The organism is Burkholderia sp. BCC0322 (assembly GCF_902833045.1).
Taxonomy (GTDB): Bacteria; Pseudomonadota; Gammaproteobacteria; order Burkholderiales; family Burkholderiaceae; genus Burkholderia.
Genome location: NZ_CADFDU010000002.1, coordinates 127,411 through 152,882, shown reverse-complemented (window position 1 = coordinate 152,882; position 25,472 = coordinate 127,411). Strand labels below are relative to the sequence as shown.

Annotated in this window: 22 protein-coding genes; 12 read left to right on the top strand and 10 right to left on the bottom strand. The window is 66.5% G+C overall.

All coding sequences use genetic code 11. The annotated features are described in order from the left end of the window. Positions 1-149: 149 nt before the first annotated feature. From HWX39_RS06800 to HWX39_RS06780, 5 genes are all read left to right on the top strand, one after another. The gene (locus HWX39_RS06800; RefSeq protein ID WP_175966419.1) at positions 150-656 is read left to right on the top strand and encodes a sugar dehydrogenase complex small subunit; all 507 of its coding nucleotides are present in this window, start codon (positions 150-152) and stop codon (positions 654-656) included. Continuing rightward, positions 656-2,275, top strand: a complete 1,620-nt coding sequence (locus HWX39_RS06795) for a GMC family oxidoreductase (RefSeq protein ID WP_124493636.1) — start codon at positions 656-658, stop codon at positions 2,273-2,275. Before HWX39_RS06800 ends, HWX39_RS06795 begins: the two co-directional genes overlap by 1 nt. A gap of 2 nt (positions 2,276-2,277) precedes the next feature. After that, positions 2,278-3,555, top strand: a complete 1,278-nt coding sequence (locus HWX39_RS06790) for a cytochrome c (RefSeq protein ID WP_175966417.1) — start codon at positions 2,278-2,280, stop codon at positions 3,553-3,555. Positions 3,556-3,740: 185 nt separating this feature from the next. Next, positions 3,741-4,160 carry a DoxX family protein gene (locus HWX39_RS06785; protein WP_175966415.1) on the top strand — a complete coding sequence of 140 codons (420 nt, stop codon included), beginning with the start codon at positions 3,741-3,743 and terminating at the stop codon, positions 4,158-4,160. 63 nt (positions 4,161-4,223) lie between these two features. After that, positions 4,224-5,330 (top strand): porin, encoded by a 1,107-nt coding sequence (locus tag HWX39_RS06780; RefSeq protein WP_175966412.1) that lies wholly within the window; start codon positions 4,224-4,226, stop codon positions 5,328-5,330. 85 nt (positions 5,331-5,415) lie between these two features. Here the strand turns inward: HWX39_RS06780 and HWX39_RS06775 are convergent, their stop codons facing one another. The 3 genes from HWX39_RS06775 to HWX39_RS06765 form a co-directional block, all read right to left on the bottom strand. Next, the gene (locus HWX39_RS06775) at positions 5,416-5,958 is read right to left on the bottom strand and encodes a cysteine hydrolase family protein (RefSeq protein ID WP_175966410.1); all 543 of its coding nucleotides are present in this window, start codon (positions 5,956-5,958) and stop codon (positions 5,416-5,418) included. A gap of 229 nt (positions 5,959-6,187) precedes the next feature. Beyond that, a complete protein-coding gene (locus HWX39_RS06770) occupies positions 6,188-7,507 on the bottom strand; it encodes an MFS transporter (protein ID WP_175966408.1) in 1,320 nt (439 codons plus the stop codon). Positions 7,508-7,551: 44 nt separating this feature from the next. After that, complete coding sequence (locus tag HWX39_RS06765; protein WP_175966405.1) at positions 7,552-8,736, bottom strand: M20 aminoacylase family protein; 1,185 nt, start codon at positions 8,734-8,736, stop codon at positions 7,552-7,554. A 182-nt stretch (positions 8,737-8,918) separates the two neighbouring features. On the opposite strand from HWX39_RS06765, the gene HWX39_RS06760 reads away from it, so the two are divergent. Then, a complete protein-coding gene (locus tag HWX39_RS06760) occupies positions 8,919-9,821 on the top strand; it encodes a LysR substrate-binding domain-containing protein (RefSeq protein WP_175966403.1) in 903 nt (300 codons plus the stop codon). Positions 9,822-10,030: 209 nt separating this feature from the next. After that, the gene (locus HWX39_RS06755) at positions 10,031-10,351 is read left to right on the top strand and encodes a pyrimidine/purine nucleoside phosphorylase (RefSeq protein WP_006478890.1); all 321 of its coding nucleotides are present in this window, start codon (positions 10,031-10,033) and stop codon (positions 10,349-10,351) included. 89 nt (positions 10,352-10,440) lie between these two features. Here HWX39_RS06755 and HWX39_RS06750 read toward each other — a convergent pair whose 3' ends face one another. From HWX39_RS06750 to HWX39_RS06735, 4 genes are all read right to left on the bottom strand, one after another. After that, positions 10,441-10,776 (bottom strand): hypothetical protein, encoded by a 336-nt coding sequence (locus HWX39_RS06750; RefSeq protein WP_175966401.1) that lies wholly within the window; start codon positions 10,774-10,776, stop codon positions 10,441-10,443. 481 nt (positions 10,777-11,257) lie between these two features. Continuing rightward, a complete protein-coding gene (locus HWX39_RS06745) occupies positions 11,258-13,045 on the bottom strand; it encodes a chloride channel protein (protein WP_175966399.1) in 1,788 nt (595 codons plus the stop codon). A gap of 20 nt (positions 13,046-13,065) precedes the next feature. Next, positions 13,066-13,479, bottom strand: a complete 414-nt coding sequence (locus HWX39_RS06740; protein WP_085037382.1) for a helix-turn-helix domain-containing protein — start codon at positions 13,477-13,479, stop codon at positions 13,066-13,068. Between the two features lie 132 nt (positions 13,480-13,611). Next, complete coding sequence (locus HWX39_RS06735) at positions 13,612-14,787, bottom strand: HPP family protein (RefSeq protein WP_175966397.1); 1,176 nt, start codon at positions 14,785-14,787, stop codon at positions 13,612-13,614. A 364-nt stretch (positions 14,788-15,151) separates the two neighbouring features. Between HWX39_RS06735 and HWX39_RS06730 the strand changes: the two genes are divergently transcribed. Next, positions 15,152-16,120 carry a LysR family transcriptional regulator gene (locus HWX39_RS06730; protein WP_175966395.1) on the top strand — a complete coding sequence of 323 codons (969 nt, stop codon included), beginning with the start codon at positions 15,152-15,154 and terminating at the stop codon, positions 16,118-16,120. 49 nt (positions 16,121-16,169) lie between these two features. On the opposite strand, the gene HWX39_RS06725 is transcribed toward HWX39_RS06730, so the two are convergent. Beyond that, positions 16,170-17,534 (bottom strand): MFS transporter, encoded by a 1,365-nt coding sequence (locus HWX39_RS06725; protein WP_175966393.1) that lies wholly within the window; start codon positions 17,532-17,534, stop codon positions 16,170-16,172. A gap of 71 nt (positions 17,535-17,605) precedes the next feature. Beyond that, complete coding sequence (locus HWX39_RS06720) at positions 17,606-18,544, bottom strand: 2-hydroxyacid dehydrogenase (protein WP_175966391.1); 939 nt, start codon at positions 18,542-18,544, stop codon at positions 17,606-17,608. Positions 18,545-18,657: 113 nt separating this feature from the next. Here HWX39_RS06720 and HWX39_RS06715 point away from each other — a divergent pair, with 113 nt between their 5' ends. The 3 genes from HWX39_RS06715 to HWX39_RS06705 all read left to right on the top strand — a co-directional run bounded on the left by HWX39_RS06715 (position 18,658) and on the right by HWX39_RS06705 (position 22,160). After that, complete coding sequence (locus HWX39_RS06715; protein WP_175966388.1) at positions 18,658-19,569, top strand: LysR substrate-binding domain-containing protein; 912 nt, start codon at positions 18,658-18,660, stop codon at positions 19,567-19,569. Between the two features lie 663 nt (positions 19,570-20,232). Further along, positions 20,233-21,006 carry a hypothetical protein gene (locus tag HWX39_RS06710; protein ID WP_175966386.1) on the top strand — a complete coding sequence of 258 codons (774 nt, stop codon included), beginning with the start codon at positions 20,233-20,235 and terminating at the stop codon, positions 21,004-21,006. Positions 21,007-21,026: 20 nt separating this feature from the next. Next, complete coding sequence (locus HWX39_RS06705; protein ID WP_175966384.1) at positions 21,027-22,160, top strand: transporter substrate-binding domain-containing protein; 1,134 nt, start codon at positions 21,027-21,029, stop codon at positions 22,158-22,160. Between the two features lie 94 nt (positions 22,161-22,254). Here the strand turns inward: HWX39_RS06705 and HWX39_RS06700 are convergent, their stop codons facing one another. Then, entirely contained in the window at positions 22,255-23,343 is a 1,089-nt protein-coding gene (locus tag HWX39_RS06700; RefSeq protein WP_175966382.1) for an ionic transporter y4hA, read from the bottom strand. A gap of 541 nt (positions 23,344-23,884) precedes the next feature. Between HWX39_RS06700 and HWX39_RS06695 the strand changes: the two genes are divergently transcribed. Beyond that, positions 23,885-25,441, top strand: a complete 1,557-nt coding sequence (locus tag HWX39_RS06695; protein ID WP_175966380.1) for a 3-hydroxyacyl-CoA dehydrogenase — start codon at positions 23,885-23,887, stop codon at positions 25,439-25,441. The last annotated feature ends 31 nt before the right edge of the window (positions 25,442-25,472 follow it).

Here is a 25,472-nt window from a genome sequence, read left to right as displayed (position 1 = left end):
AAATATCGATTGTCACGGATGGCGGAACATTTAATGAACTATAAAAAGATTGTTCGATCCGGTTTGTGCGCGTACATTTCAGTTCCGCGCCAATGTTTGAGAAATATCAAGCGTGGTTTTCCCGAATCCGGTGTTCGAGAGAAGGAAACATGCACAACGACAACACCCCCCACTCGCGTCGCGATGGCGACGCAGCCGCAACCGGCATCACGCGGCGTCAATGGCTGCAGGGCGCACTGGCGCTGACGGCGGCGGGCCTCACCGGCTCGCTGGCGTTGCGGGCCCTGGCCGATAATCCCGGCACCGCGCCGCTCGATACGTTCATGACGCTCTCCGAAGCATTGACAGGCAAGAAGGGGCTGAGCCGCGTGCTCGGCCAGCGCTTCCTGCAGGCCTTGCAGAAGGGCTCGTTCAAGACGGCCGACAGCCTGCCGCAACTCGCCGGCGCACTCGCGTCCGGTTCGCTGAATCCCGACCAGGAAGCACTCGCGCTGAAGATTCTTGAAGCGTGGTATCTCGGCATCGTCGACAACGTCGTGATTACCTACGAAGAAGCATTAATGTTCAGCGTCGTATCCGATACGCTCGTGATCCCGTCGTATTGCCCCAACAAACCCGGCTTCTGGGCCGAAAAACCGATCGAGAGGCAAGCCTGATGGCCGATACCGATACGCAAAAGGCCGACGTCGTCGTCGTCGGGTCGGGTGTCGCAGGCGCGATCGTTGCACACCAGCTCGCGATGGCGGGCAAGTCCGTGATCCTGCTGGAAGCCGGCCCGCGCATGCCGCGCTGGGAGATCGTCGAGCGCTTCCGCAACCAGGTCGACAAGACCGATTTCATGGCGCCGTATCCGTCGAGCGCGTGGGCGCCGCATCCGGAATACGGCCCGCCGAACGACTACCTGATCCTGAAGGGCGAGCACAAGTTCAACTCGCAGTACATCCGCGCGGTGGGCGGCACGACGTGGCACTGGGCCGCGTCGGCGTGGCGCTTCATCCCGAACGACTTCAAGATGAAGACCGTGTACGGTGTCGGCCGCGACTGGCCGATCCAGTACGACGACCTCGAACATTACTACCAGCGCGCCGAGGAAGAACTTGGCGTGTGGGGCCCGGGCCCCGAGGAAGATCTTTACTCGCCGCGCAAGGAGCCGTACCCGATGCCGCCGCTGCCGTTGTCGTTCAACGAGCAGACGATCAAGAGCGCGCTCAACGGCTATGACCCGAAGTTCCACGTGGTGACCGAGCCGGTCGCGCGCAACAGCCGCCCGTACGACGGGCGGCCGACTTGTTGCGGCAACAACAACTGTATGCCGATCTGCCCGATCGGCGCGATGTACAACGGCATCGTGCACGTCGAGAAGGCCGAGCAGGCCGGCGCGAAGCTGATCGACAGCGCGGTCGTCTACAAGCTCGAGACCGGGCCGGACAAGCGCATCACCGCCGCGGTCTACAAGGACAAGACGGGCGCCGACCATCGCGTCGAAGGCAAGTACTTCGTGATTGCCGCGAACGGCATCGAGACGCCGAAGATCCTGCTGATGTCCGCGAACCGCGATTTCCCGAACGGTGTCGCGAACAGCTCGGACATGGTCGGCCGCAATTTGATGGACCACCCGGGCACCGGCGTGTCGTTCTACGCGAACGAGAAGCTGTGGCCGGGTCGCGGCCCGCAGGAGATGACGTCGCTGATCGGTTTCCGCGACGGCCCGTTCCGCGCGACCGAAGCCGCGAAGAAGATCCACCTGTCGAACATGTCGCGCATCAACCAGGAAACGCAGAAGATCTTCAAGGGCGGCAAGCTGATGAAGCCCGAGGAGCTCGACGCGCAGATCCGCGACCGTTCCGCGCGCTACGTGCAGTTCGACTGCTTCCACGAAATCCTGCCGCAACCCGAGAACCGCATCGTGCCGAGCAAGACGGCCACCGACGCGATCGGCATCCCGCGCCCCGAGATCACGTATGCGATCGACGACTACGTGAAGCGCGGCGCCGTGCACACGCGCGAGGTCTACGCGACCGCCGCGAAGGTGCTGGGCGGCACCGAAGTCGTCTTCAACGACGAGTTCGCGCCGAACAACCACATCACGGGCGCGACGATCATGGGCGCGGATGCACGCGATTCGGTCGTCGACAAGGACTGCCGCACGTTCGACCATCCGAACCTGTTCATCTCGAGCAGCTCGACGATGCCGACCGTCGGTACGGTGAACGTGACGCTGACGATCGCGGCGCTTGCGCTGCGGATGTCGGACACGCTGAAGAAGGAAGTCTGACCGTGCGGAAATCTACTCTCACCTTCCTCCTCGCCGGCTGCCTCGCGCTGCCGGGGCTCGCACGCGCGGCCGACGCGGCCGATCCGGCGCTGGTCAAGCGCGGCGAATATCTCGCGGTCGCGGGCGACTGCATGGCGTGCCACACCGCGAAGGGCGGCAAGCCGTTCGCGGGCGGTCTCGGCATGCCGATCCCGATGCTCGGCAAGATCTACACGAGCAACATCACGCCCGATCCCGAGACGGGCATCGGCAACTGGTCGGCCGAGGACTTCGAGCGCGCGGTGCGCCACGGGGTGTCGAAGAACGGCGACAACCTGTATCCTGCGATGCCGTACGTGTCTTACGCGAAGATCAATGACGACGACGTACAGGCGTTGTACGCGTACTTCATGCACGGCGTCGAGCCGGTCAAGCAGACGCCGCCGAAGAACGAGATCCCCGCGCTGCTGAGCATGCGCTGGCCGCTGAAGATCTGGAACTGGCTGTTCCTGAAGGACGGCGCGTACGAGCCGAAGCCGGCGCAGAGCGCCGAGTGGAACCGCGGCGCGTATCTCGTCCAGGGGCTTGCTCACTGCAGCACGTGCCACACGCCGCGCGGCATCGCGATGCAGGAGAAGTCGCTCGACGAGACGGGCGGCAGCTTCCTGTCGGGCTCGGTGCTCGCGGGCTGGGATGGCTACAACATCACGTCCGACGCCAACGCGGGGATCGGCGGCTGGACGCAGCAGCAGCTCGTCCAGTACCTGCGCACCGGCAGCGTGCCGGGTCTCGCGCAGGCGGCCGGCCCGATGGCCGAGGCGATCGAGCACAGCTTCTCGAAGATGACGGAAGCCGATATCGGCGCGATCTCGACGTACATTCGCACGGTGCCGGCAGTCGCCAGCGGCGATGCGAAGCAGTCGCGCTCGTCGTGGGGCAAGCCGGCCGAGGACGGGCTGACGCTGCGCGGCGTCGCGCTCGCGTCGTCGGGCATCGATCCGGCGCGGCTCTATCTCGGCAACTGCGCGACCTGCCACCAGATGCAGGGCAAGGGCACGCCGGACGGCTATTACCCGCCGCTGTTCCACAACTCGACGGTCGGCGCGCCGAATCCGGTCAACCTCGTGCAGGTGATCCTGAACGGCGTGCAGCGCAAGGCCGGTAGCGAGGATGTCGGGATGCCCGCGTTCCGCCACGAGCTGTCGGATGCACAGATCGCCGCGCTGACGAACTACGTGACCGGGCAATTCGGCAATCCGGCCGCGAAAGTGACCGAGCAGGACGTCGCGAAGCTGCGTTGACGCGGCGTGTGACGAAGCAGGGCGATAACTGACAAGAGGAGGAGCACAGCACATCGGGTTGTTGCCCGATGCCGGTTGTTGCAGAGCGGGGCGGGCGGCGCAGGCGGCCGCCCGTCCTGGTTCATTCGCAATCCGGTGCGCGGGGCGGGTTCCCGCTACACGCATCGCTTTCGTTGATCGACACCATGACACCGAATCAACCGTTTCTCGCGTCCCAGCGCGATGTGCTGCTGCTGCTTGCCCGGATCCTGCTCGTGATCCTGTTCATCATGTTCGGCTGGAAGAAGATCGCCGACTTCCCCGGTACCATCGCGTTCATGGGTTCGGAAGGCGCGCCCGCGCCGATCATGTCCGCCGCGATCTCCGTCGTGATGGAGCTGTTCGTCGGGATCGCGATCCTGGTCGGCTTCCAGACGCGCGCGCTCGCGCTGCTGCTGGCGCTCTATACGATCGGCACCGGCATCATCGGCCACCACTTCTGGAATATGACGGGCGGTGAGCAGATCAACAACATGATTCATTTCTACAAGAACATCGCGATCGCCGGCGGCCTGTTCGCACTTTGCGCGGCAGGTCCCGGGCGTTTTTCGATCGATCGCGGATAAACGGACCCGCGGCGCGCGCATGGGGCACGCGCTGGTAGGTCGAGACTCCGAGGGGGCTTCATTTTGCGACTCAAACATTTCGCATGGCTGATCGCGGCCGCCACGCCGGCGGCCGGTTTTGCACAGACGAGCGTGACGCTGTACGGCCGCGTCGACGGCGGCATCGAATACCTGAACCACATCGCGAAGCCGAACGGCGGCAGCGGGACCCGCTGGAGCGCCGAAAGCGGCGACTGGGGCACCAGCATGTTCGGGCTGAAGGGCATCGAGGATCTCGGCGGCGGCCTGTCGACGGTCTTCGACCTGGAAACCGCGTTCCAGGTGATGAACGGCCAGACGGGCGGCGGTCGCATGTGGTCGCGGCGCGCGTATGTCGGGCTGAAGAGCGACACGTGGGGCCAGCTGCAGGCCGGCCGCAACCTGTTCATCGACAGCGACGGCGTGTGGGAATTCGACCCGTTCGTGCAGCAGGCGTTTTCGTCGGCCTCGCTCGTGCGCGGCCGCAACTGGCAGCAGACCAGCAACAACATCGAGTATCACAGCCCGGTGATCGGCGGTTTCGACGTGCAGGCGCAATACGCGTTCGGCAACCAGTCACGCGGCTTCAACTACGGTGCGGCCGACGATTTCGGCCGCTCGGACGGGATCATGATCTCGTACCACTCGCCGCTGCTCGACGTGCGCGGCATCTACGACGAACTGCGCGACAGCAACGGCAAGTTCAGCAACATCTTCACCGCGTCGCGCGAATATTTCGTCGGCGCGAACGTGAAGGTGTCGAAGTTCAAGATCCAGGGCGCGTATACGCACTACCAGGCGCCGGACAGCCCGGCCGGCGTGGCCGATCGCGCCGATCACTACTGGCTCGGCGCGACCTACACCGCGACGCCGCAGTGGGCCGTGACGGGCGGCGGGTATTACGTGAAGGTGGGTGACGGCGGCGGCGATGCGTCGCACGATCCGTCGGGGCACGCGATCATGTATGTGCTCGGCACGACGTACAACCTGTCGAAGCGCACGTTTCTGTATGGCACGGTCGCGTATGCGCGCAACGGCGGGAATTCGAACTTCTCGCTGCTCGCGACGCCGCGTGATGCGACGTCGGGCACGAGCCCGATGACGGGCGAGTCGCAGACGGGGGCGTATGTGGGGATGATGCATACGTTCTGAGTAACGCGGCGACGCGGCTTGCACCCAACGCACGGGCAGTGACCACCCGTGCGTTGTTGCGTTTACGGCGTGTGATCGGTATCGATCAGAACATGCAGGTATCGGTCGTCGTCAGCGTTGCAAACGGCCCACCAAGCGTCGCATTGTGATGCGCGACGATCCGCTCGGCCGGCAGTTCTGGCGTATCCATGCAGGTGTGCGCGTCAGTCACGAGCACCGCGCGAAAACCATGCTCGGCAGCCGCGCGGCACACCGTGTCGATACAGTACTGGGTTTTCATTCCTGTGATGACGATCTCGCCGATGCCGGCCTCGCGCAACCATCCGGCCAGTTGCGTGCCCGCGAAGCAACTCGGCTGCGCCTTGTCGAACACGATGTCGTGCGCGGTATCGATCGCGAGTTCCGGTACCAGCGCAGTCAACGGCGTACCGGGTGCGATCGGCGAACCGGCGGGCCCGGTGTGACGCACCGCGAATACCGGCGCACCGGATTCATGCGCTCGACCGATCAACCGGTTGATGTTCGCGAGCACGCGTTCGCCGTCGTACGGACGCTCGGGGCCGTGAAACAGGCCAACCTGCATGTCGACGACGAGCAGTGCGCGTTTCGGGGAAGAGACTTCGGGCATGGCGTTTCTCCTGAGTGACCGATGCGGACGGAGAAACGACAAGACCCCGTCCGGAACCGGCGGGGCCTGTGAGGGATCGCGCTACGACCTTGCGCGCACTTGCCGCACGAGCCCGCCGAAGGCGATCGTGCGCGTCGTGGTCGAGGTGGTGGTCGTGATGTGGCGCATGCAGCGATCATGCACGATGCGCGCGCATCACGTCAATCGCGCATCGTGCATCGGCCACCCGTCAGTCCAGCGCCTTCCCGGCCTTTTCATCCATGCAGCGCACGGCGAGCAGCGTCATCGCGCCGCACCCGATCGCATACCACGCAGGCGCATTCGGATTGCCGGTCGCCGCGATCAGCCAGGTAACGAAGAACTGCGCGAAGCCGCCGAAGATCGCGACGCCGACGCTGTACACGAGCGCGCCGCCGGTCGCGCGCACCGCGCGCGGGAACAGTTCGCCGAGCATCGCGCCCGTCGCGCCGATGTTGATCGCATGCACGATCGACAACGCGGCGATGATCGACAGCAACGACGCGGCGCCGGGCCAGCGGTTCAGCGCGATGAACGCCGGGTAGATCGCGGCCATCAGCACGATGCGCGTCCACCAGACGATCCGGTTGCGCCCGTAGATATCGGACAGGTGGCCGCCGATCGGCGTCACGAGCATCAGGATCGCGCCGGCGACGCAGCCGGCCGTCATCGACAGCCAGGTGGGCAGGTGCAGCACCTGCACGCCGTAGATCGCCATGTAGAACACGATGATGTAATGGATCGACGTGCCGCCGATCGTCACGCCGAGACCGGCGAACACGGCCTTCCCGTGATGGCGCAGCACGTCCGCGAGCGGCAGCGACGCGACCGGTTCGTCGTGTGCGGCAGCGGGTGCGGCGGCCGGCACTTCCTCGACGGTCTTGCGCAGCCAATAGCCGAGCGGCACGAACAGCGTGCCGATGATGAACGGCACGCGCCAGCCCCAGCTTTCGAGCTGCGCGGCGTTCAGCGTCGACGTGAGCGCGACGCCGGTCAGCGCACCGGCGAGCGCGGCGAGCCCCTGGCTCGAGAACTGGAACGACGCATAGAAGCCGCGCCGATGCTGCGGCGCCTGTTCGAGCAGCAGCGTCGTCGATGCGCCGACTTCGCCGCCCGACGCGAACCCTTGCAGCAGGCGCGCGAGCACGAGCAGCAGCGGTGCGGCGAGGCCGATCTGTGCGAAGGTCGGTGCCACCGCGATCGTCGCGGTGCCGAGCGCCATCAGCAGCAGCGTGAGGATCATCGCCTTCTTGCGGCCGGCACGGTCGGCATACATGCCGATCACGAGCCCGCCGAGCGGGCGCGTGACGAAGCCGACGCCGAAGCTCGCAACCGCAAGCATCAATTGCCCGAACGACGAATGCACGGGAAAGAACAGCTTGCCGATCAGGATCGCGAAAAAGCTGTAGACCGTGAAGTCGTAGAACTCGAGCGCGTTGCCGACGGCGGCGGCCGCGATCAGCCGGCGTTTCTTCGCGGCGGCGCGTGCATCGACCGGCGTGCCGGCGAGCGAAAGGGCGGACGTTTCCATGTGGGACTCCCCGGGTGGGCGCGAAACGATGGGATGAAGGGCCGTCAGGCCGCGAGCCAGGCTTCGGCGATGCGAACCCAGTAGCTCGCGCCGATCGCAAGAATGTCGTCGTTGAAGTCGTAGCCGGGGTTGTGCACCATGCAGCCGCCCTTGCTGCCGATCCCGTTGCCGATGAACGCGTAGCAGCCGGGGCGTGCTTCGAGCATGAACGCGAAATCCTCGCTGCCCATCAGCGGCGCCGCGTCGGCTTCGACGCGTTCGGCGCCGAGCATCCGGCGCGCGATGTCGGCCGCGAATTCAGTCGGCTCCGCGTGATTGACGAGCACCGGGTAGCCGTAGTCATAGTCGACTTCCGCCGTGACGCCGAAGCTTTCCGCCTGGCCTTTCGCGAGCGCTTCGATGCGGCGCGCGAGCAGCGCGCGCACGTCGGCGTTGAGCGCGCGCACCGACAGTTTCATCGTGACGGTTTCGGGAATGATGTTGAAGGTCTCGCCGGCTTGCACGCTGCCGACCGTGATGACGGCCGCATGCTGCGCATCGACCTCGCGCGCGACGATCGTCTGCAGTGCAACCATGATGCTGCCCGCGGCCGACATCGGATCGCGCGCGAAGTGCGGCATCGCGCCGTGGCCGCCGACGCCGCGCAGCGTGATCGTCACGCGGTCGGCAGACGCCATCGCGGCGCCGGTGCGGAAGGCCATGTCGCCGGCCGCGCGGCCCGGCATGTTGTGGATCGCGAAGATCGCGTCGCACGGAAAGCGGTCGAACAGGCCGTCGTCCATCATCGCCTTCGCACCGCCGAAGTTTTCCTCGGCCGGCTGGAAGATCAGGTTCAGCGTGCCGGAGAACTGGCGCGTGGCCGCGAGGTGGCGCGCCGCGCACAGCAGCATCGCGGTGTGGCCGTCGTGGCCGCATGCATGCATCTTGTTCGCATGGCGGCTCGCGTACGGCAGGCCCGTGGCTTCCGCGAGCGGCAATGCATCCATGTCGGCGCGCAGCCCGACCGTGCGCGTACCTTGCCCTTCGCGCAGCACGCCGACGACGCCCGTCTTGCCGATGCCGCGATGCACTTCATAGCCCCAGCCGGTGAGCAGCTTCGCGACGAGATCGCTCGTGAGCGTTTCCTCGAACGCGAGCTCGGGGTGTGCGTGGATGCGGCGGCGCACTTCGACCAGCTCGGGTGCGATCGCGGCGATACCGGGGATGACGGGGTTCACGGCTTGCAGCATGGTGTCTCCTGTGGGGCAGGTGGAGCGTTTGACGCACATATGACGAGCAAGCATATAAATTTCTTTTGTCTACCAGAAGCTGATAAATTGCTTTGGTGCTCACCACCGGTTGCCGCTCGGGAATACCCTGAGCCGACTTCTGCCGCGCAGCACAGGGTTTCCACGGATCACGTCTCGCCGCCATGAAATACCATCAGCTGAAAGCGTTCGTCACCGTCGCGGAAGAGGGGAGCATTCGCGCGGCCGCGCGGCGCTTGAACGTGTCGCCGGCAGCGCTGACGAAGGCGGTCAAGGAACTGGAGATCGCACTCGGCGTATCGCTCGTCGTGCGCACCGCGCGCGGCGTGCAACTCACCGCGTTCGGCCAGCAGTTGCAGGTGCGCGCACGGCTGATCGTCGCGGAAATGCAGCGCGCCCGCGACGACATCGAGCAGGCGCAGGGCGCGATGACGGGCGCCGTCGCGGCGGCGATCACGCCGGCCGCCGCGGTGACGATCCTGCCCGATGCGTTTCGCGCGTTCCGGCGCCGCTTCCCGGTGGCGCGCGTCAACCTGATCGAGGGGTTTCCCGGCGTCGCGTTGCCGCGCCTGCACGACGGCTCGCTCGATTTCGCGGTGGCCGTCGTCGTGCCCGAACTGCTGGCAGCCGAATTCGATCACGCGGAACTCTATGCGAGCCGTTCGCTGATCGTCGCCCGCAAGGGGCATCCGCTCGCGTCGGCCACGTCGCTCGCCGATCTCGTCGAGGCCGACTGGCTGATGAACCCGTCGCCGGAAAGCTCGACGCAGGTGCTGTTCAATTCGTTCGTCGCCTACGGGCTGCCGGTGCCCGCGCGCGTCGTCGAATGCCCGAGCTTCGGGCTTGCGCACAGCCTGATGACCGGTTGCGACCTGATTGCGTCGATGCCCGAGCAACTGCTGCAGGGCGAGTGGGCGCGCGACCAGCTCGCGGTGCTGCCGATCCGCGAGCGCCTGCCGGGCGTCTCGGTGCAGGTCATCACGCGTCGCGACAGCCCGCTGACGCCTGCCGCGGCGATGCTGCTCGATTGCCTGCGCGATTCCGCGCGACGCAAGGGGCTGCGATGAACCGGTGCCTGCGGTTCGTAATCGTCATTGCATCGGTATCCTGATGATTTGACGTGCGGCATTGCCGTCGTCTGGCGGGCATGCGGCTTGCGCAGCGAGCACGCCATTGCGGCGCATGCCGCGCGAGCCGGTATCATAGCGGCCGGCCCGCCGCTCCGGCCGGCCTCCAACAACATCGCCATCCGGCATCCAGCAATCAGAGGCATTTCATGACCAGTGCAACCCAATTCGACAACGTATCGGTCGTCAAGCGCGCGAACGTCTATTTCGACGGCAAGTGCGTGTCGCATACCGTGCTCTTCCCGGACGGCACGCGCAAGACGCTCGGCGTGATCCTGCCGTGCGCGCTCAACTTCGGCACGGACGCCCCCGAATTGATGGAAGTGCAGGCCGGCAAGTGCCGCGTGAAGCTCGACGGCAGCAGCGAATGGCAGACCTACGGCGCCGGCGAATCGTTCTCGGTGCCGGGCAAGAGCCGCTTCGACATCGAAGTGCTCGAGACGCTCGATTACGTCTGCAGCTACCTGTAACACGCCCCGCGCAGCAAAAGAAAAGCCCCGCCGAAGCGGGGCTTGTCGCAAGCGGATGGCGCCAAGGCCATCCGGAGCGCCTGTTCTCGTTACAGGCAGGCGTTGATGTCGCCGGCCGACGATGCATCGCCACCGCGGAAACCCACCCAGGTCTTCGCATTGGCGGCGTTGGCCGGGCGCACGATGGCCGCGGCGCCATTCGGCGGCTGCTGGCCCGGCGCATAGACGGCCATGGCGAGGCCGTTCGCGAGTTCATACTGCGATGTCACTTGTTGCTGTGACTTGTCGGCCCAGGTCTTGGCGATGCACTGCGCAACCTGGTCGGCGGGTTTCTGGCTTTGTCCCACGTTTTGGAGGGCAGATTCGGCTGCATGAGCAGAAAATGCCACGGTCAATGCGATGAGCGGTAAGTATTTTGCGTTCACGTTATCTCCCTCGAGTCGTGATTGATTGAGTGGGATGCGCAGCAGGACTGCGTAACAGTGAGATTGCATCGAACGAGCACGGTTCCGGCTATTCCGAAACAAGTTGTTAACGCGCTTGCCAAACGACGGCTCCGATGCTTTGCACTTTGCTGCGGCACGGCATGCATCGTGTGCGGCACGACGTCATGCGTTGCGTGGTCGGCGCGCTGCCCGGTCGTGTGGTGACGTGACGGCCGCGGCGAGCGGCATGTGTCTGCATGCCGTGCCGCGACTCTTTATTTGATCGCGAAGTGGAATGGCTGATTGATGGCCCCGTCGCATGAGTACCATGATGACAAACTTTCGCTCGTCGAATTGTTAACCAACTTCAAACGCGGGAAGCGGCGGAATGCGATGCGGCACGCGAGGGGCGTGCCGCATCGCGCGGAAGAGGTGGTGCGAGCGGGGTGTGCGCAGTGAGGGTGGCGCGCTGCGCGGTGGGTCAGCCGGCCTTGCGCGTGCCGATGTCGCGCAGGTTGGCCGGGACGATCGGGCGGAAGCGCTCGCGCTTCTGTTCGTCGTCGAAGTGCTGGCGCGCGGGCTTGATCAGGTCGCTGCGCGACACGATGCCGGTGATGCGCATCGATTGCTCGCCGGCGACGACGGGCAGGCGCTCGAGTCCGAGCATCGCGAGCCGCGACGCGACGACGCGGCACGTTTCGTGCGCATGCGCGACAACCGGCGCGTGGTTGGCGAACGCAGCGGAGATCGGCGTGTCGGCCGCGGCCTGGGTGCGCTGCGCATCGAGCGTCGCGCGATCGACGAGACCGAGCAGGCGGCCGTTCTGCACGACCGGGTACGCACGGTGCGTCTGCTTCGCGCCGAAGTACTGCGACTCGACGGTATCGAGCGTCGCGGCGCCGTCGATCGTGACGAGCCGGTCGGCTGAGGTCATCACTTCGCCGATGTCATGCCGCTCAAGCGGATCGACGCCGTATTCGCGATAGATGTGATAACCGCGGCGCGCGATCTTTTCCGTCATGATCGAGCGCTTCATCACGATGGTCGAGAAGCCGTGCGCGACGAGCGTCGCCGCGAGCAGCGGCAGCAGCGCGTTCGCGTCATGCGTGAGGCCGAACGCGAACACGATCGCGGTCAGCGGGGCACCGAGCGTGGCGCCGAGCGTCGCGGCCATGCACACGAGCGGCCACAGCGCCGGATCGCCACCCGGCAGCATCGGCGACAGCACGGCGCCGAGGCCGGCGCCGAGCATCAGCAGCGGGGCGAGCACGCCGCCCGACGTGCCCGAGCCGAGTGCGATCACCCACATCACGGCCTTCACGATCAGCAGCGCGAGCGCGATCTTCAATGCGATGTGCTGATGCAGCAGGTCGCCGATCACGTCGTAACCGACACCGAGCGCGCGTGGCTCGAGCCAGCCGCCGATGCCGATCACGATCGCGCCAAGCGCAGGCCACCACATCCAGTGCACCGGCAGCTTCGCGAAGGTGTCCTCGACGCGGTACAGGGCCGCCGACAGGCCGCACGCGAGCGTGCCCGACAGCAGGCCCGCGACGATGCACGACAGCAGCGCAACGGGTGTCGGTGCCGCCGTGGTCAGCGGAAACAGCGGATCGACGCCGAAGAATACGGCGCGAGCGAAACCGGCCACCGCGCACGCGAGCGCGACCGGCAGGAAACTGCGCGGGCGCCATTCGAACAGCAGCAGTTCGACCGCGAGCAGCACGGCGGCGACCGGCGTGCCGAACACGGCTGTCATGCCGGCGGCCGCACCGGCGACGAGCAGCGTTTTGCGCTCGGCAGCGGTCACGTGCACGCATTGCGCGATCAGCGAGCCGAGCGCACCGCCCGTCATGATGATCGGGCCTTCGGCGCCGAACGGGCCGCCGCTGCCGATTACGATGCCGGACGACAGCGGCTTGAGGATCGCGACCTTCGGCGACATGCGGCTCTTGCCGAACAGGATCGCCTCGATCGCTTCGGGAATGCCGTGGCCGCGAATCTTTTCCGAACCGAAACGCGCCATCATCCCCACGATCAGCCCGCCGATCACCGGGATCACGATCACCCATGCGCCCAGCGTGTTGTTCGCGGGCGGACGGTCGACGAACGAGAACTGCTGGTAGAAAAACAGATTCGTGAACAAGTGGATCAGCCCCAACAGCACGAATGCGGCCAGCGTGCCGAGCAGGCCGATCCCGGCGGCAAGCAACGCGATCCTGGGCAGGCGGTCGTTGGTCGCGAAATCGCGTTTGTGTGATCTGTTCATCGGCGTGGAAAATGCAAGGGTCAGTAATCGATCTGGGGAACCTGGAACGCGTCCTTGAGCGACTTCAGCTCGGCGCGATGCATGGCCGCAAGACGGGCGAGCAGTGTCTCGCCGGCCGGCTCGAGGTGGACCTCGACCTGCCGGCGATCCGCTTCGCTCGTCTTGCGCTTCACGAGGCCAAGCGCTTCGCAGCGCGTGACCAGCGCAACGACGCCGTGATGCTGCGCCTGCAGGCGTTCCGCGAGTTCGCCGATGGTTGCCCATTCGCGATGCGGATAACCCTTGATGTGCAGCAGCAGCAGGTATTGCAGCGGCGTTACGCCTTCGCTTTGCGCGGCTCGCTCGGAGAAGCGCTCGAAGCGGCGCATCTGGTAGCGGAATTCGGACAGTTGCTGGAAATCGCTTTTCGCCAGCGCGCGTCGGGTATCGTTCATCGAGGGCGGTCGGACAGTCAGTTTCGGCAGCGATTAATATATCACAACATGACATAAATGGCCGAATCGTGGCGGATTGGATGCACTCCGTGTCGAGCAGGCCGTGACGTGGCGTTACGTGCGCTGCATGCGTTACGCCGCCTCGAGCATCTGCGTCTGCCGATAAAGGCCCGTGACGAGATCCGTCTGGGTAATGATCCCGACGAGCCGGTGAGATGCATCGACGACCGGAATGTGGTGGTGGCCCGAATGCGTCAACAGCGCGGCGAGCGCGGTGATCGGCATCGTTTCCGGCGCGTATGCGACGTCGCGCGTCATCACGGTGGCGACGCTCGCCGGCTGGCCGCCGAACGCTTGCGGCAGCCGCGCGGACAGGCGTTGCCACAGCGGGGTCGGGCGGTGCAGCCGGCGCGTGAGGTCGGCGCGCGTGACGATGCCGGTCAGGTGGCCTTCGCCGTCGACGACGGGCAGCGCCTTCACGCGGTGGCGGTCGAGCAGCGTGAGCGCGGCCGTCACCGACGTCGACGGCGCGACTTCGATGGCGTTCTTCGTCATCAGGTCGGCGCACGTGAGCCGACCGAACGTGCGCGCATACGCTTGCATCTCGGTTTCGCGCAGCAGGGCTTCGAGATCGTCCGGATCGACGTCGAGCCATTCGCCGCGGCGCTTCAGCACCGTGTCGAGGTCGCCGCGCGTGAAACCGCCTCGCGCGGGTGTGGCGCCGCCTGCCTGCGGTTGCGCTTCGGCGCGCACGCCGCCGTGCGGGTAGCGGTGCCCGGTCAGTGCGTGATAGACGAGCGCGGCCGACAGCAGGATGGCCGATTGCAGCACGATCGGCTCCAGCACGAATCTGAACCCGAGCGCATGGATCGCCGGGCCGCCGACCACGGCCGTGAGCGCGACGGCGCCCGACGGCGGGTGCACGCAGCGCAGCACGAACATGCCTCCGATCGCGCATGCGATCGCGACTGCGGCGGCCGTGATCGGATCGGCGATCCATTGGGCGCACGCGACACCGACCGTCGCGGCGACGAGATTGCCGCCAATGATCGGCCACGGTTGCGCGAGCGGGCTCGCCGGTACGGCGAACAGCAGCACGGCCGACGCGCCCATCGGCGCGACGAGCAGCGGCACGAGGCCCGGCACGCCGGGCAGCAGCCGCATCGTCACGCCGACCGTCGCGATGCCGACGAGCGCGCCGGTGCACGAGCGCAGGCGCTCACGCCAGCCCAGCGACATCGGATGGGGAACGAAGCTATGCAGCCATTGCCGCAACGTGCGGCGCGGTTGAGGGGAGCCTGACGACATGGACGGTAAGCGGTAAAGGTGACGGCGCGGATGCGCGCAGCGACAAGCCGCGAATTATATCGTGTTGTGATATAAATTGTCGCGCTGCATCAAGCCGTTGCATGTGCGAGATGCGCGCTGCTTGCAAAAACCTTTCATGCAATGAGAGCTTGCGGGCAGGGGAACCGCGCAAATTTGTCTGCGGCGGCGTACAATTCGGGCCACTGAATCCCCCCGTCATGCCAGAACCACGTACGCGATGCCCGCTCTCCCGCCTTTCTCCCGGCACGGTGATCGATTCGACGTGGTTCGCGGCTGCGTTCCGTTCCTCATCTGACGCGAGCGCTGCCGACGCCTCCCCACTGACTCTCCCCAAGCCAATTCAATGGACATGCTCGAAAACATGCGCCTGTTCGTGCGCGTTGTCGAAGCCGGCAGTTTTACTGCGGTCGCGAAGGAAATCGACGCGACCACCGCGCAGGTGTCGCGCGCGGTATCGAACCTCGAAGCGCACGTACAGACGCGGCTGCTGCATCGCACGACGCGCCATCTCGGCCTCACCGAAAGCGGCGAACGCTATTTCGAGCGCGCGAAATCGATCCTCGCGGAAATCGACTACGCGAACGCGGAGGCGCGCAACGCGCTGCTGCGGCCGAGCGGCAAGATGCGCATCCATGCGATGACGGGGCTCGGGCAGAGTCACGTCGTGTCGTCGATCGTGCGCTACCAGGAGGACAACCCCGACGTGTCGGTCGAGCTGACGCTCGCGCAGCGGATGCCGAATCTCGTCGAAGAGGGCTATGACGTGTCGATCGTGACGGCGTCGCAACTGCCCGATTCGGGCTATGTCGCGCAGACCTGCGGCACGAGTTGCAGCGTGCTCGTCGCGTCGCGCGAATACCTGGCGCGCCACGGCACGCCGCAGTCGCCCGACGAATTGCCGAACCACGTGTGCCTGCGCCTCGATACGCCCGCCTCGCCGGCCGGCGAATGGCGGCTCGAGCGCAGCGATGGCGAGGAGACCGTCTACGCGCTGCAGCCCGCGCCGTTCCAGGTCAACGTGCCGGACGCGCTGTGCGTCGCGGTGCGCGCCGGGCGCGGGATCGCGTGCGTCGCGTTGTACACGGTGCTCGATGACATCCGCGAAGGGCGGCTGATCCGCGTGCTGCCCGAGTATCGGCTGCAGACGGTGAGCGTGTATGCCGTCTACGCGACCCGCCGTTATCTCGACGCGAAGATCCGCACGTTCCTCGACCACCTGCGCACGACGCTCACGCCCGCGCTGGAGAACGACCTGCGCGAACTCGACCGGCTGACGACCGAACAGACGCCGGGTGGCCGCAAGCGCGCGTGACGATCCGAGCGGGCATGCATCGCGCGAACCGCACGTGCCGCGACGAGGTTCATGCGCGCGGCGCGATGCGAATCCGCTCGAAGCGACCCGCGAGCCATCCGTACGCGGCAATGCCGAGCAGGCCGTGTGCAGCGACGAACCATAATGCGCCGGCGAACGAGCCCGTGCTGGCGACGAAGTAGCCGATCACGAGCGGCGTGACGATCCCGGCGATGTTGCCGAGGCCGTTGAACACGCCGCCGCTCAGCCCGACCATCCCTTCCGGCGCCGTGTCGGCGAGCACCGCCCAGCCGACCGCCGCGAGCCCCTTGCCGAAGAATGCGATCGTCATCAGCGCGATCACGACCGCGTTCGACGATGCGCCGTTCGCCAGCACGAGCAGCGTCGCCATCGCCATTCCCACGACGAACGGCGTCTTGCGTGCCTTCGACGGATGCATGCCGCGCCGGATCAGCCAGTCCGACAGTACGCCGCCGAGCACGCCGCCCGTGAACCCGCAGATCGCCGGCAGCGCGGCGACCCAGCCGGCCTCCATGATCGTCATCCCGCGGCCCTTGATCAGGTAGATCGGGAACCACGTGATGAAGAAATAGGTGAGCGCGGTGATGCAGTACTGCCCAATGTAGATCGCCCACAGGTTCCGGTGGCGGAACAGTTGAGACACGTCGTGCCACGACACGCGCGGCCGATGGCGCACGCGGTTTGCCTCGAGATCGACGAGCGCGCCGTGCGCGCGCAGATAGTCGCGTTCCGCGTCGCTCACGCGCGGATGGCCGTGCGGCTCGCGATACCACGCGAACCACAGCGCGGCGAGCGCGATGCCGAGCATCCCCATCCACAGGAACACGTGCTCCCAGCCGAGCGCATGCGTGAGCCAGGCCATCGCGGGCGTGAACAGCACGACGGCCATGTACTGCGCCGAATTGAACAGGGCCGATGCCGTGCCGCGTTCGGCGGTCGGGAACCAGCACGCGACGATTCTCGAGTTGGCCGGGAACGCCGGCGATTCGACGAGGCCGAGCATGAAGCGCATGACGAACAGCGCGAGCGTGGCGGCCGCGCCCTGCACGGCGAGCCAGCCAACCGTGCCCTGCAGCATCGTGAAGACCGACCACAGCAGCAGGCTCAGGCCGTACACGCGCCGGGCGCCGAAGCGGTCGAGCAGCCAGCCGCCCGGGATCTGGCCGATCGCATAGGCCCACGCGAACGCGGAAAAGACGATGCCGAGCTGCACGGGCGTCAGCCTGAGGTCGTGAGCGACGCCGGTTCCGGCGATCGACATCGTTGCGCGATCCGCATAGTTGATGACGGTGACTGCGAAAATCAGCGCGAGGACCGCATAGCGGACGCGGCCGATCGTGCGCGAGGCGGCGGGCGACGCGGCGAGGGCGGCGCCGCTGGATCGATTGGGCATGCGTGTCTCCTGGCCTCCGTCGTGCGGAGGCATCCGGTGTTGTAACGGGTGGCCGCCGTGCGGCGCGGGGATCAGCGCGTGACGCTGGTCGGCGGGCGCTGGCCGGCAAAACACGCGGCAAGATTGGCCAGCACGATCCGGCCCATCTCTTCGCGGGTTTCGCGGGTCGCGCTCGCACGGTGCGGCTGCACGACGACACGGTCGAGCTCGAGCAGCGCGGCCGGCACGTGCGGCTCGTTCGCGAATACGTCGAGGCCGGCGCCGGCGATCGTGCTGTCGGCGAGCGCGCGGATGAGCGCGGCTTCGTCGACCAGCTTGCCGCGCGCGACATTGATCAGGAATCCTTGGGGGCCGAGCGCGGCGAGCACGTCGGCCGTCACGAGCACGTTGCCGTGATCGGCCGATGCCGCGATCACGAGCACGTCGCTGTCGCGCGCGAGCGCGATGAGGTCGGGCACGAAGCGATAGCCGCTGTCGCGATGCTCGCGTGGGCCGAAATAGCTGACGGGCATCCGGAACGCCTGCGCGCGCTGCGCGATTGCGCGTCCGACGCGGCCCAGCCCGACGATGCCAAGCCGCTTGCCGGTCACCTGCGTTGCGAGCGGTTGGGCCGCCTTACCCCAGCGGCCGCCGCGCACGATGCGCTCGCCGGCGCCGAGGTCGCGCAGCGTCATCAGGATCAACCCCATCGCCATGTCGGCGACGTCGTCGGTCAGCACGTCGGGCGTCGTCGTCACGTGAATGCCGCGTGCGCGGGCACGGTCGAGATCGACGGCGTCGGTGCCGATGCCGCTGATCGCGACGATCTCGAGCGCGGGCAGCCGGTCCATCAGCGCGGCGGACAGGCCGTTCGCGCCGCCGGTCACGACGCCGCGAATGCGTGAGGCCACGCGATCGAGCAGCGCGTCCGGTTGCTCGGCCGCATACAGCCGGTGCACCGCGTAACGGGCGGACAGTTCGGCGTCGATGGCGTCGGGGAGCGGCTGGGTGAGCAGGATGTCGATGGTCATGAAGGTCTCGGTCGTCGTGCACGGCGCGGGCCGTGCATCAGGTGCAATCGAGTATAGAAATCGTATCGATATGCGTCTAACATCAAAAGACTATCGATCGATTCAAGAATTGGATGATTGAACTGCACCAGCTTCGCTGCTTCGTCGCGGTCGCCGAGGAACTGCATTTCGGTCGCGCGGCCCGGCGGCTCTTCATGACCCAGCCGCCGCTCAGCCGGCAGATCCAGCTGCTCGAGCATGCGCTCGGCATCGCGCTGCTCGAACGCAGCAGCCGGCAGGTCAGCCTGACCGCGGCCGGCGAGCGGTTCCTGCGCGACGCGCGGCACATCCTCGAATTCTCCGCACGGGCCGAGCAGGCTGCGCAGCGCGTCGCACATGGCGGCGCCGGCCGCATCACGCTCGGCTTCACGGCGGTCAGCGCATACCGGATGATCCCGATGTTGCTGGCGCACGCGGCGCACGCGCTGCCGGACGTCGACATCGAATTGCGCGAGATGGTGTCGACCGTGCAGATCGATGCGCTGGCGTCGCGGATGCTCGACGCGGGCTTCGTGCGCCAGCGTGCCGCGCGTCAGCCGCTCGAATACCGGCTCGTGCAGCGCGAGCCGATGCTGGTTGCGGTCGCGGAAGGCGCATCGCTCGCCGCGTGCGAGCGCATCGGCCCTGACGATCTCGATCGGCAGCCGTTCATCGCGTATTCGCCGAACGAAGGGAAATACTTCCACGACCTGATCTCGGGCCTGTTCGCGAATGCGGGGCGGCTGCCGAACTACCTGCACTACGTCGGGCAGACGCATACGATCCTCGGCCTCGTGCGCGCGGGGCTCGGTGCCGCGCTCGTGCCGGCGTCGGCGCGCGAACTGCATGTCGACGGCGTGATGTTCCGGCCGCTGGCGGGCGCCGACGTGGCGGCCGAGCTGTATCTCGCGTGGCGAGCGGACAACGACAATCCGGCGCTGCCGGTGTTCAACGCGATGGTCGAGCGGTTTCTGCCGCAGGAGCAGGGCGGCGCGCCAACCGCATAAACGCGGAATCCGTCGGTGCGATGTGACAAGCTTTCAATCCGGAAGCTTGCGCAAGCGATGCCAAGCAATCCTCACCGAGCACGACCGGTCGCAGTCCTGCGAATCCTTACCGCGTTGAAAGCCGCTTCGCTCCCCGTGTTCCAAAGGAGGAACGCAGTAGTTCGCTGCACTGCGACAACTGCTTGACGCTGCATGCCGGTCGGCGCAGGATACGTCCGTGCATTTGGAGCGGGACGCGCCGGCCGCGCGGTTCCTGCACCCGCGATACACAGAAGAACAACGATGAGCCTTTACGCACTCATACCGGAATACCGGCCCCGCGTTTGTCGGCCCGCCGGAACAACGCTTCTCCCGACGCCCGGCGCGTCACCTATCCGTCATCCCGTTGCGTACCGTGCATCGGTACACTTTCCCGTCCGCGCGAGCGCCGCGGCGATGGACGGCGCCTGTCCGGCGCGCCGCATCGCAGCGTTGTCTGCCGCTCCTCATCACCGCATCCTGAACGGCGCCTACACCGGCGTCTCGTGACGTCCGTCGCGCCCATCCTTGCATTGCGCCGCCGGCCTGCCTGATTGCCCGGCGGCACCGAAGTCCGAAGCATTTCGATTGAGCTTGAAAAAGCAAACGCAAGCAGTTCGGTTCGAGGTTCAAGGAGAAAAACTCATGTCGCAGCTTTCGAATGAAGAAGCAAACGGCAGTTCGGGGAGTGGCAAGGTCAAGCTGATCAAGTGGGCGATCATCGTCGCCGGCGTCGCAATCGCGGCACCGGCCGCGTTGTTCATCCTGAAGGGGGTGATCGCGCTGGTCACGGCGGGCGTGATCGGCCTCGGCGCGATTTATTTCGCGCCAGTCGTCGCGATGAAGTTCGCGAACCAGAAGGTGAAGATGATCGTCCAGGAGGCGCAGGCCAATCCGATCGAGACGCTGATCAACCAGCTCGCGGAAAAGCGCCAGGCGGCACAGAAATTCGCGGACAGCATCACCGCGTTCCGCACCGAGGTGAAGAACTTCGAGAACAAGACGGAGCTGTTCGAGAAGCAGTATCCGGACGATGCGCCACGCTTCCGGCAGCAGCTCGACACGATGAAGCAGCTGCTCGCGTTCCGCGAGGGGCGCTACAAGCAAGTGCAGGCCGAACTGAAGAATTTCGCGTCGGCGATCGACCGCGCGAAGGCGATGTGGGACATGTCGCAGGCCGCGCAGCAGATGAACAAGCTCGCGGGCCGGCAGGCGTCCGACACGTTCGAGCAGATCAAGACCGACGTGGCCGTCGATTCGGTGATGCGCTCGGTCAACAAGGCGTTCTCCGAAATGGAGACGTCGCTGATGGATAACCCCGAGGTCAAGCAGGCGCAGCAGCAGGCGGTGATGAATGCGCCGCACGCGCCCGGGCTCGAGGCGACGAACCCCGCGCAACTGCCGTCGAAACAACAATAACTTCCTGCAGGCTCGCAACCATGAAAAAACTTCTTGGCGCCATCGCATTTCTGGTCGTGCTCGTCGGCGTATGGATCGTGCATCAGGGCGGCCTGTCGACGCTGATTCCCGCGCATGACGCGGCCCCGGCCTCGACGTCCGCGCAAAGTGGCGACACCGGGCAGTCCGCGCAGGCGTCGCCGTCGTCCAACGTGCTGCCGGCGGGCTTCACGCCGCAGGCCAGCACGCTGAAATCGATTGCCGAAAACGGCATCGTGCGGATCTCCGTGCAGAACCCGAGCGAACCGTTCTTCGGCGAGGACAAGGGCACGCCGCACGGCTTCAACGTCGAATTCGCGCGGCTGCTGTTCGCGGATCCGTCGTTCTCGCACGGTGGCAAGCCGGTCGTCGTCGATACGCGTCACGAGGTCGACACGTATCCGGGCGTGCCCAAGCAGCTGCTCGATACGGACGCGAAGGGGAACCACGTGGTCGACGTGGCGATGGACGGGCTGACGTTCCCGGACAACACGCCGTCGGGCGTGGTCTATTCGGTGCCGTACGTCGACGATTTCGGCTATTCGCTGATCGTGCGGCAGGGCTCCGCGATCCGCTCGACCGACGATCTCGCGGGCAAGACGGTCGGCATCCTGAAGGGCGACCCGGACGTGCGCGCATTCGTCACGCGCCAGTATCCGAACGTGAAGTTCGTTGAAGTCGACGATTCCGATCCGGCGTTCATCGCGAAGAGCATCGACGGCCATACGGTCGACGCGTTCATCTACGACTATCCGTTCGCGGTCAGCTCGATCAAGGACACCGACCTGAAGTTCGCGGTGACCAAGCTCGACGGCTCGAACATCGCGTACAAGATCGGCGTGCGCGCCGACGACCAGGATCTGCTGATCTACCTGAACGCCGCGATCGCGAAGCTCAAGCAGTCGCCGCAGTATCTCGACCTGCTGCGCAAGTACTTCGTCAGCGACCAGGCGGTGACGACCGCGGCCGCGTCGGGCGAGCACACGTATGTGGTGAAGGCGGGCGACACGCTGAACATGATCGCGGCGAGCAAGCTCGGCAGCGGCCAGCGCTATCGCGAGATTCAACGCCGCAACAACCTTGCCAACCCGAACCTGATCCTGGCGGGCCAGCACCTCGTGATTCCGGTGCGGTAACGGCGGCGTGACGTGAACGAAGGAAGCTGAAGGGACGTGAAAGACTGCGCGCGGCCCGGCGGAGGTGATCCGCCGGGCCGCGCGCTTTTCTGCGTCAGTGAGTGATCGACAGGAACAGGTACGCGGCGAACAGCGACAGGTGCACGACGCCGTGCAGCACCGTCGTGCGCCCCTGGCTGAGCGTCAGCGTGCTGACCAGCAGGGTGAGCGCCAGCAGTACGGTTTCCATCGGGCCGATGCCGAGCGTGAGCGGCTGGCCGACCCAGATGAACACGGCCGCGACGGTCGGGATCGTGAGCCCGATACTCGCGAGCGCCGAACCGAGCGCAAGGTTCATGCTGGTCTGCAGGCGATTCGCACGCGCTGCGGTGACGGCCGCGAGCCCTTCCGGCAGCAGCACGAGCGCGGCGATCACGATACCGACCGCGGCTTCGGGCGCGCCGAGCTTCATTACGGCGTGCTCGACGGCCGGCGACAGCAGCTTTGCGAGCAGCACGACCGCGACGAGGCTCGCGAACAGCAGCAGCATGCTGATCACGGCGGTGCGGTTGCTCGGCGGCGCCGCGTGCACCGATTCGTTCGCGCTGTCGTGCGCGGTGAGGAAGTAGTCGCGGTGACGCACGGTCTGCACGAACACGAATGCGCCGTACAGCACGAGCGACGACACGCCGGCGAACGCGAGCTGCGATTTCGAGAAGAACGGGCCGGGTGCGGCGTTCAGGTAGTTCGGCATCACAAGCGACAGCACCGACAGCGACGCCAGCACCGCGAGCGCCTTGCTTGCGCCACGGCCCTGGAAGTCCTGTTCGCCGTGCTTCCACGCGCCGACCAGCAGGCAGATGCCGACGATGCCGTTGCAGATGATCATCACGGCGGCGAACACGGTGTCGCGGGCGAGGCCCGACTTCTCGGGGCCCGCGCCGAGCATCACCGACACGATCAGCGCGACTTCGATGACGGTCACGGCGACCGCGAGCACGAGCGTGCCGAACGGCTCGCCGACGCGGTGCGCGACGACTTCCGCATGGTGGACAGCGGCGAACACGGCGCCGGCGAGTGCGGCGGCGAACACCGCGATGACGAGGCCTTCGGCTGGCACGACGCGCGACAGCGCGAGGACCAGCCATGCGGCAAGCGGGGCCACGAGGGTCCAGCGCGGGAGCTGGTTGGACGAGAGCGGCATGAAGGGTTTCCTTATGCGAGTGGCGGCGCGCGACGCGCCGTCACGGGTTGACGAAGCCCGGCCGAACTATCTGCCGAACGAGGACGATGAAACCGAAAGGTGGCGGCACGCAACGGTGCTGCCCTGGGTTCGCCGCCGTGAGGCAGCGAGGGGCGCGGGCGGGCCGAAGCCCGTCGCTGGATGAAACGGTTCGATGCGGCTGGCCGCACGTGGCGAGGCCGGCACATGAGACGCGGCCCGGGCCGGAGGCTCGGTTCCGACCCCGGAAGGTCGGACGACGGTGGCAGCGTGACACGCGGGTTCCCCCTGAAATCCGGCGAGTTGTCGAATTTTATCAGGCGTTCGGGGGTCGCTATCTCATATTCGAATGCTTTCATTGACCTTTCTGTCCGCAAAAAGTGCCCCGACCTTTCAATTTTTTTGTCTTTGCAGTTTCCGTAACGGTCTCTTGCACGACAAATTCGGGCTCGCCCTGACATAAATCTACCGACCGGTCGGTTTATAATTGCTCACACTTCCACTTCATGACGGATCGCAAGCGATGGCTGTTTCTTCTGCACATTCGGTGAACTCGGGCGCGCTGGCGCCGTCGGCCGTCGTCGGCGTGATCGGTGCCGGCGCGATGGGCGCGGGTATTGCGCAGGTTGCGGCGGCGGCCGGCCATCCGGTGCTGCTTCACGACCTGAGCGACGCCGCCTGCGACAACGCGCTGGCCGGCATCCGTGCGCAGTTCGCGCGGCTCGCGGAGAAGGGCCGGCTCGAACCCGCCCAGGCCGACGCGGCCGGCGCCCGGATTCGCGCGGTGCGTGAACTGGCCGACTTCGCGGGCGCGGCACTGATCGTCGAGGCGGCGGCCGAGCGGCTCGACGTGAAGCGCGAGATCTTCGCAGCCCTTGAGCGCCATGTCGACGACGCGTGCCTGCTGGCCACCAACACGTCGTCGATTTCGATCACGTCGATCGCGGCCGGGCTGCGCGTGCCGCAGCGCGTCGCGGGCCTGCATTTCTTCAACCCGGCGCCGCTGATGGCGCTCGTCGAGGTGGTCAGCGGGCTCGCGACCGCGCCCGACGTCGCGCAGGTTCTTTATGCGACCGCGGCCGCGTGGGGCAAACGACCCGTGATGGCGAAATCGACGCCGGGCTTCATCGTCAATCGCGTCGCGCGGCCGTATTACGCGGAGGCGCTGCGCGTGCTGAACGAGCAGGGCGGCGCGCCGGCATCGATCGACGCGGTGATGCGCGAGGCCGGCGGCTTCCGGATGGGGCCGTTCGAGCTGATGGACCTGATCGGCCACGACGTGAACTTCGCGGTGACCGAGTCGGTGTTCCGCGCGTACTTCAACGATCCGCGCTACACGCCGTCGCTGATCCAGCAGGAACTCGTGAACGCGGGCTTCCTCGGGCGCAAGTCGGGTCGCGGCTTCTATGTGTATGCGAACGGCGCGACGCCGCCCGTGCCCGAATTCGAAACGCCGCGCGACGCGCCGGCCGAAGTCGTGCTGTTCGCACAGGACGGCCCGGCCGCCGCGCTGCACGCGCGCTTTGCCGAACGCATCGCCGGCGCCCGGCTGGCCGCCGCGACCGCCGACGACCTGCTCGCCACGGCCGGCCGCGCATCGATCGCGCTGACCGACGGCCGCACCGCGACCGCGCGCGCCGCGCAGACGGGTGCCGCCGATCTCGTGCTGGTCGACCTTGCGCGCGATTACGCGCAGGCCGGGCTCGTCGCGCTGACGCGCGCGCTCCAGTGCAGCGACGCGGCTTATGCGGACGCGGTCGGCCTGTTCCAGCAGGCCGGTTTTCGCGTGATCGGCGTGGCGGACGTGCCGGGCATGGTCGCGATGCGCACCGTCGCGATGCTCGCGAACGAGGCGGCCGACACGGTGAACCAGGGCGTGTGTTCGCCCGCCGATCTCGATCTCGCGATGGAGAAGGGCGTGAACTACCCGTGCGGCCCGCTCGCGTGGGCCGATGCGATCGGCATCGGCCGCGTGCATCGCGTGCTGTCGAACCTGGCGGCGAGCTACGGCGAGGACCGCTATCGCGTGTCGCCGCGCATTGCCGCGCTGCACGCGGCCGGCCGCACGTTCCGGTCGTAGCCGTCGCCCCCGCTGCTTCGAACACGATAAC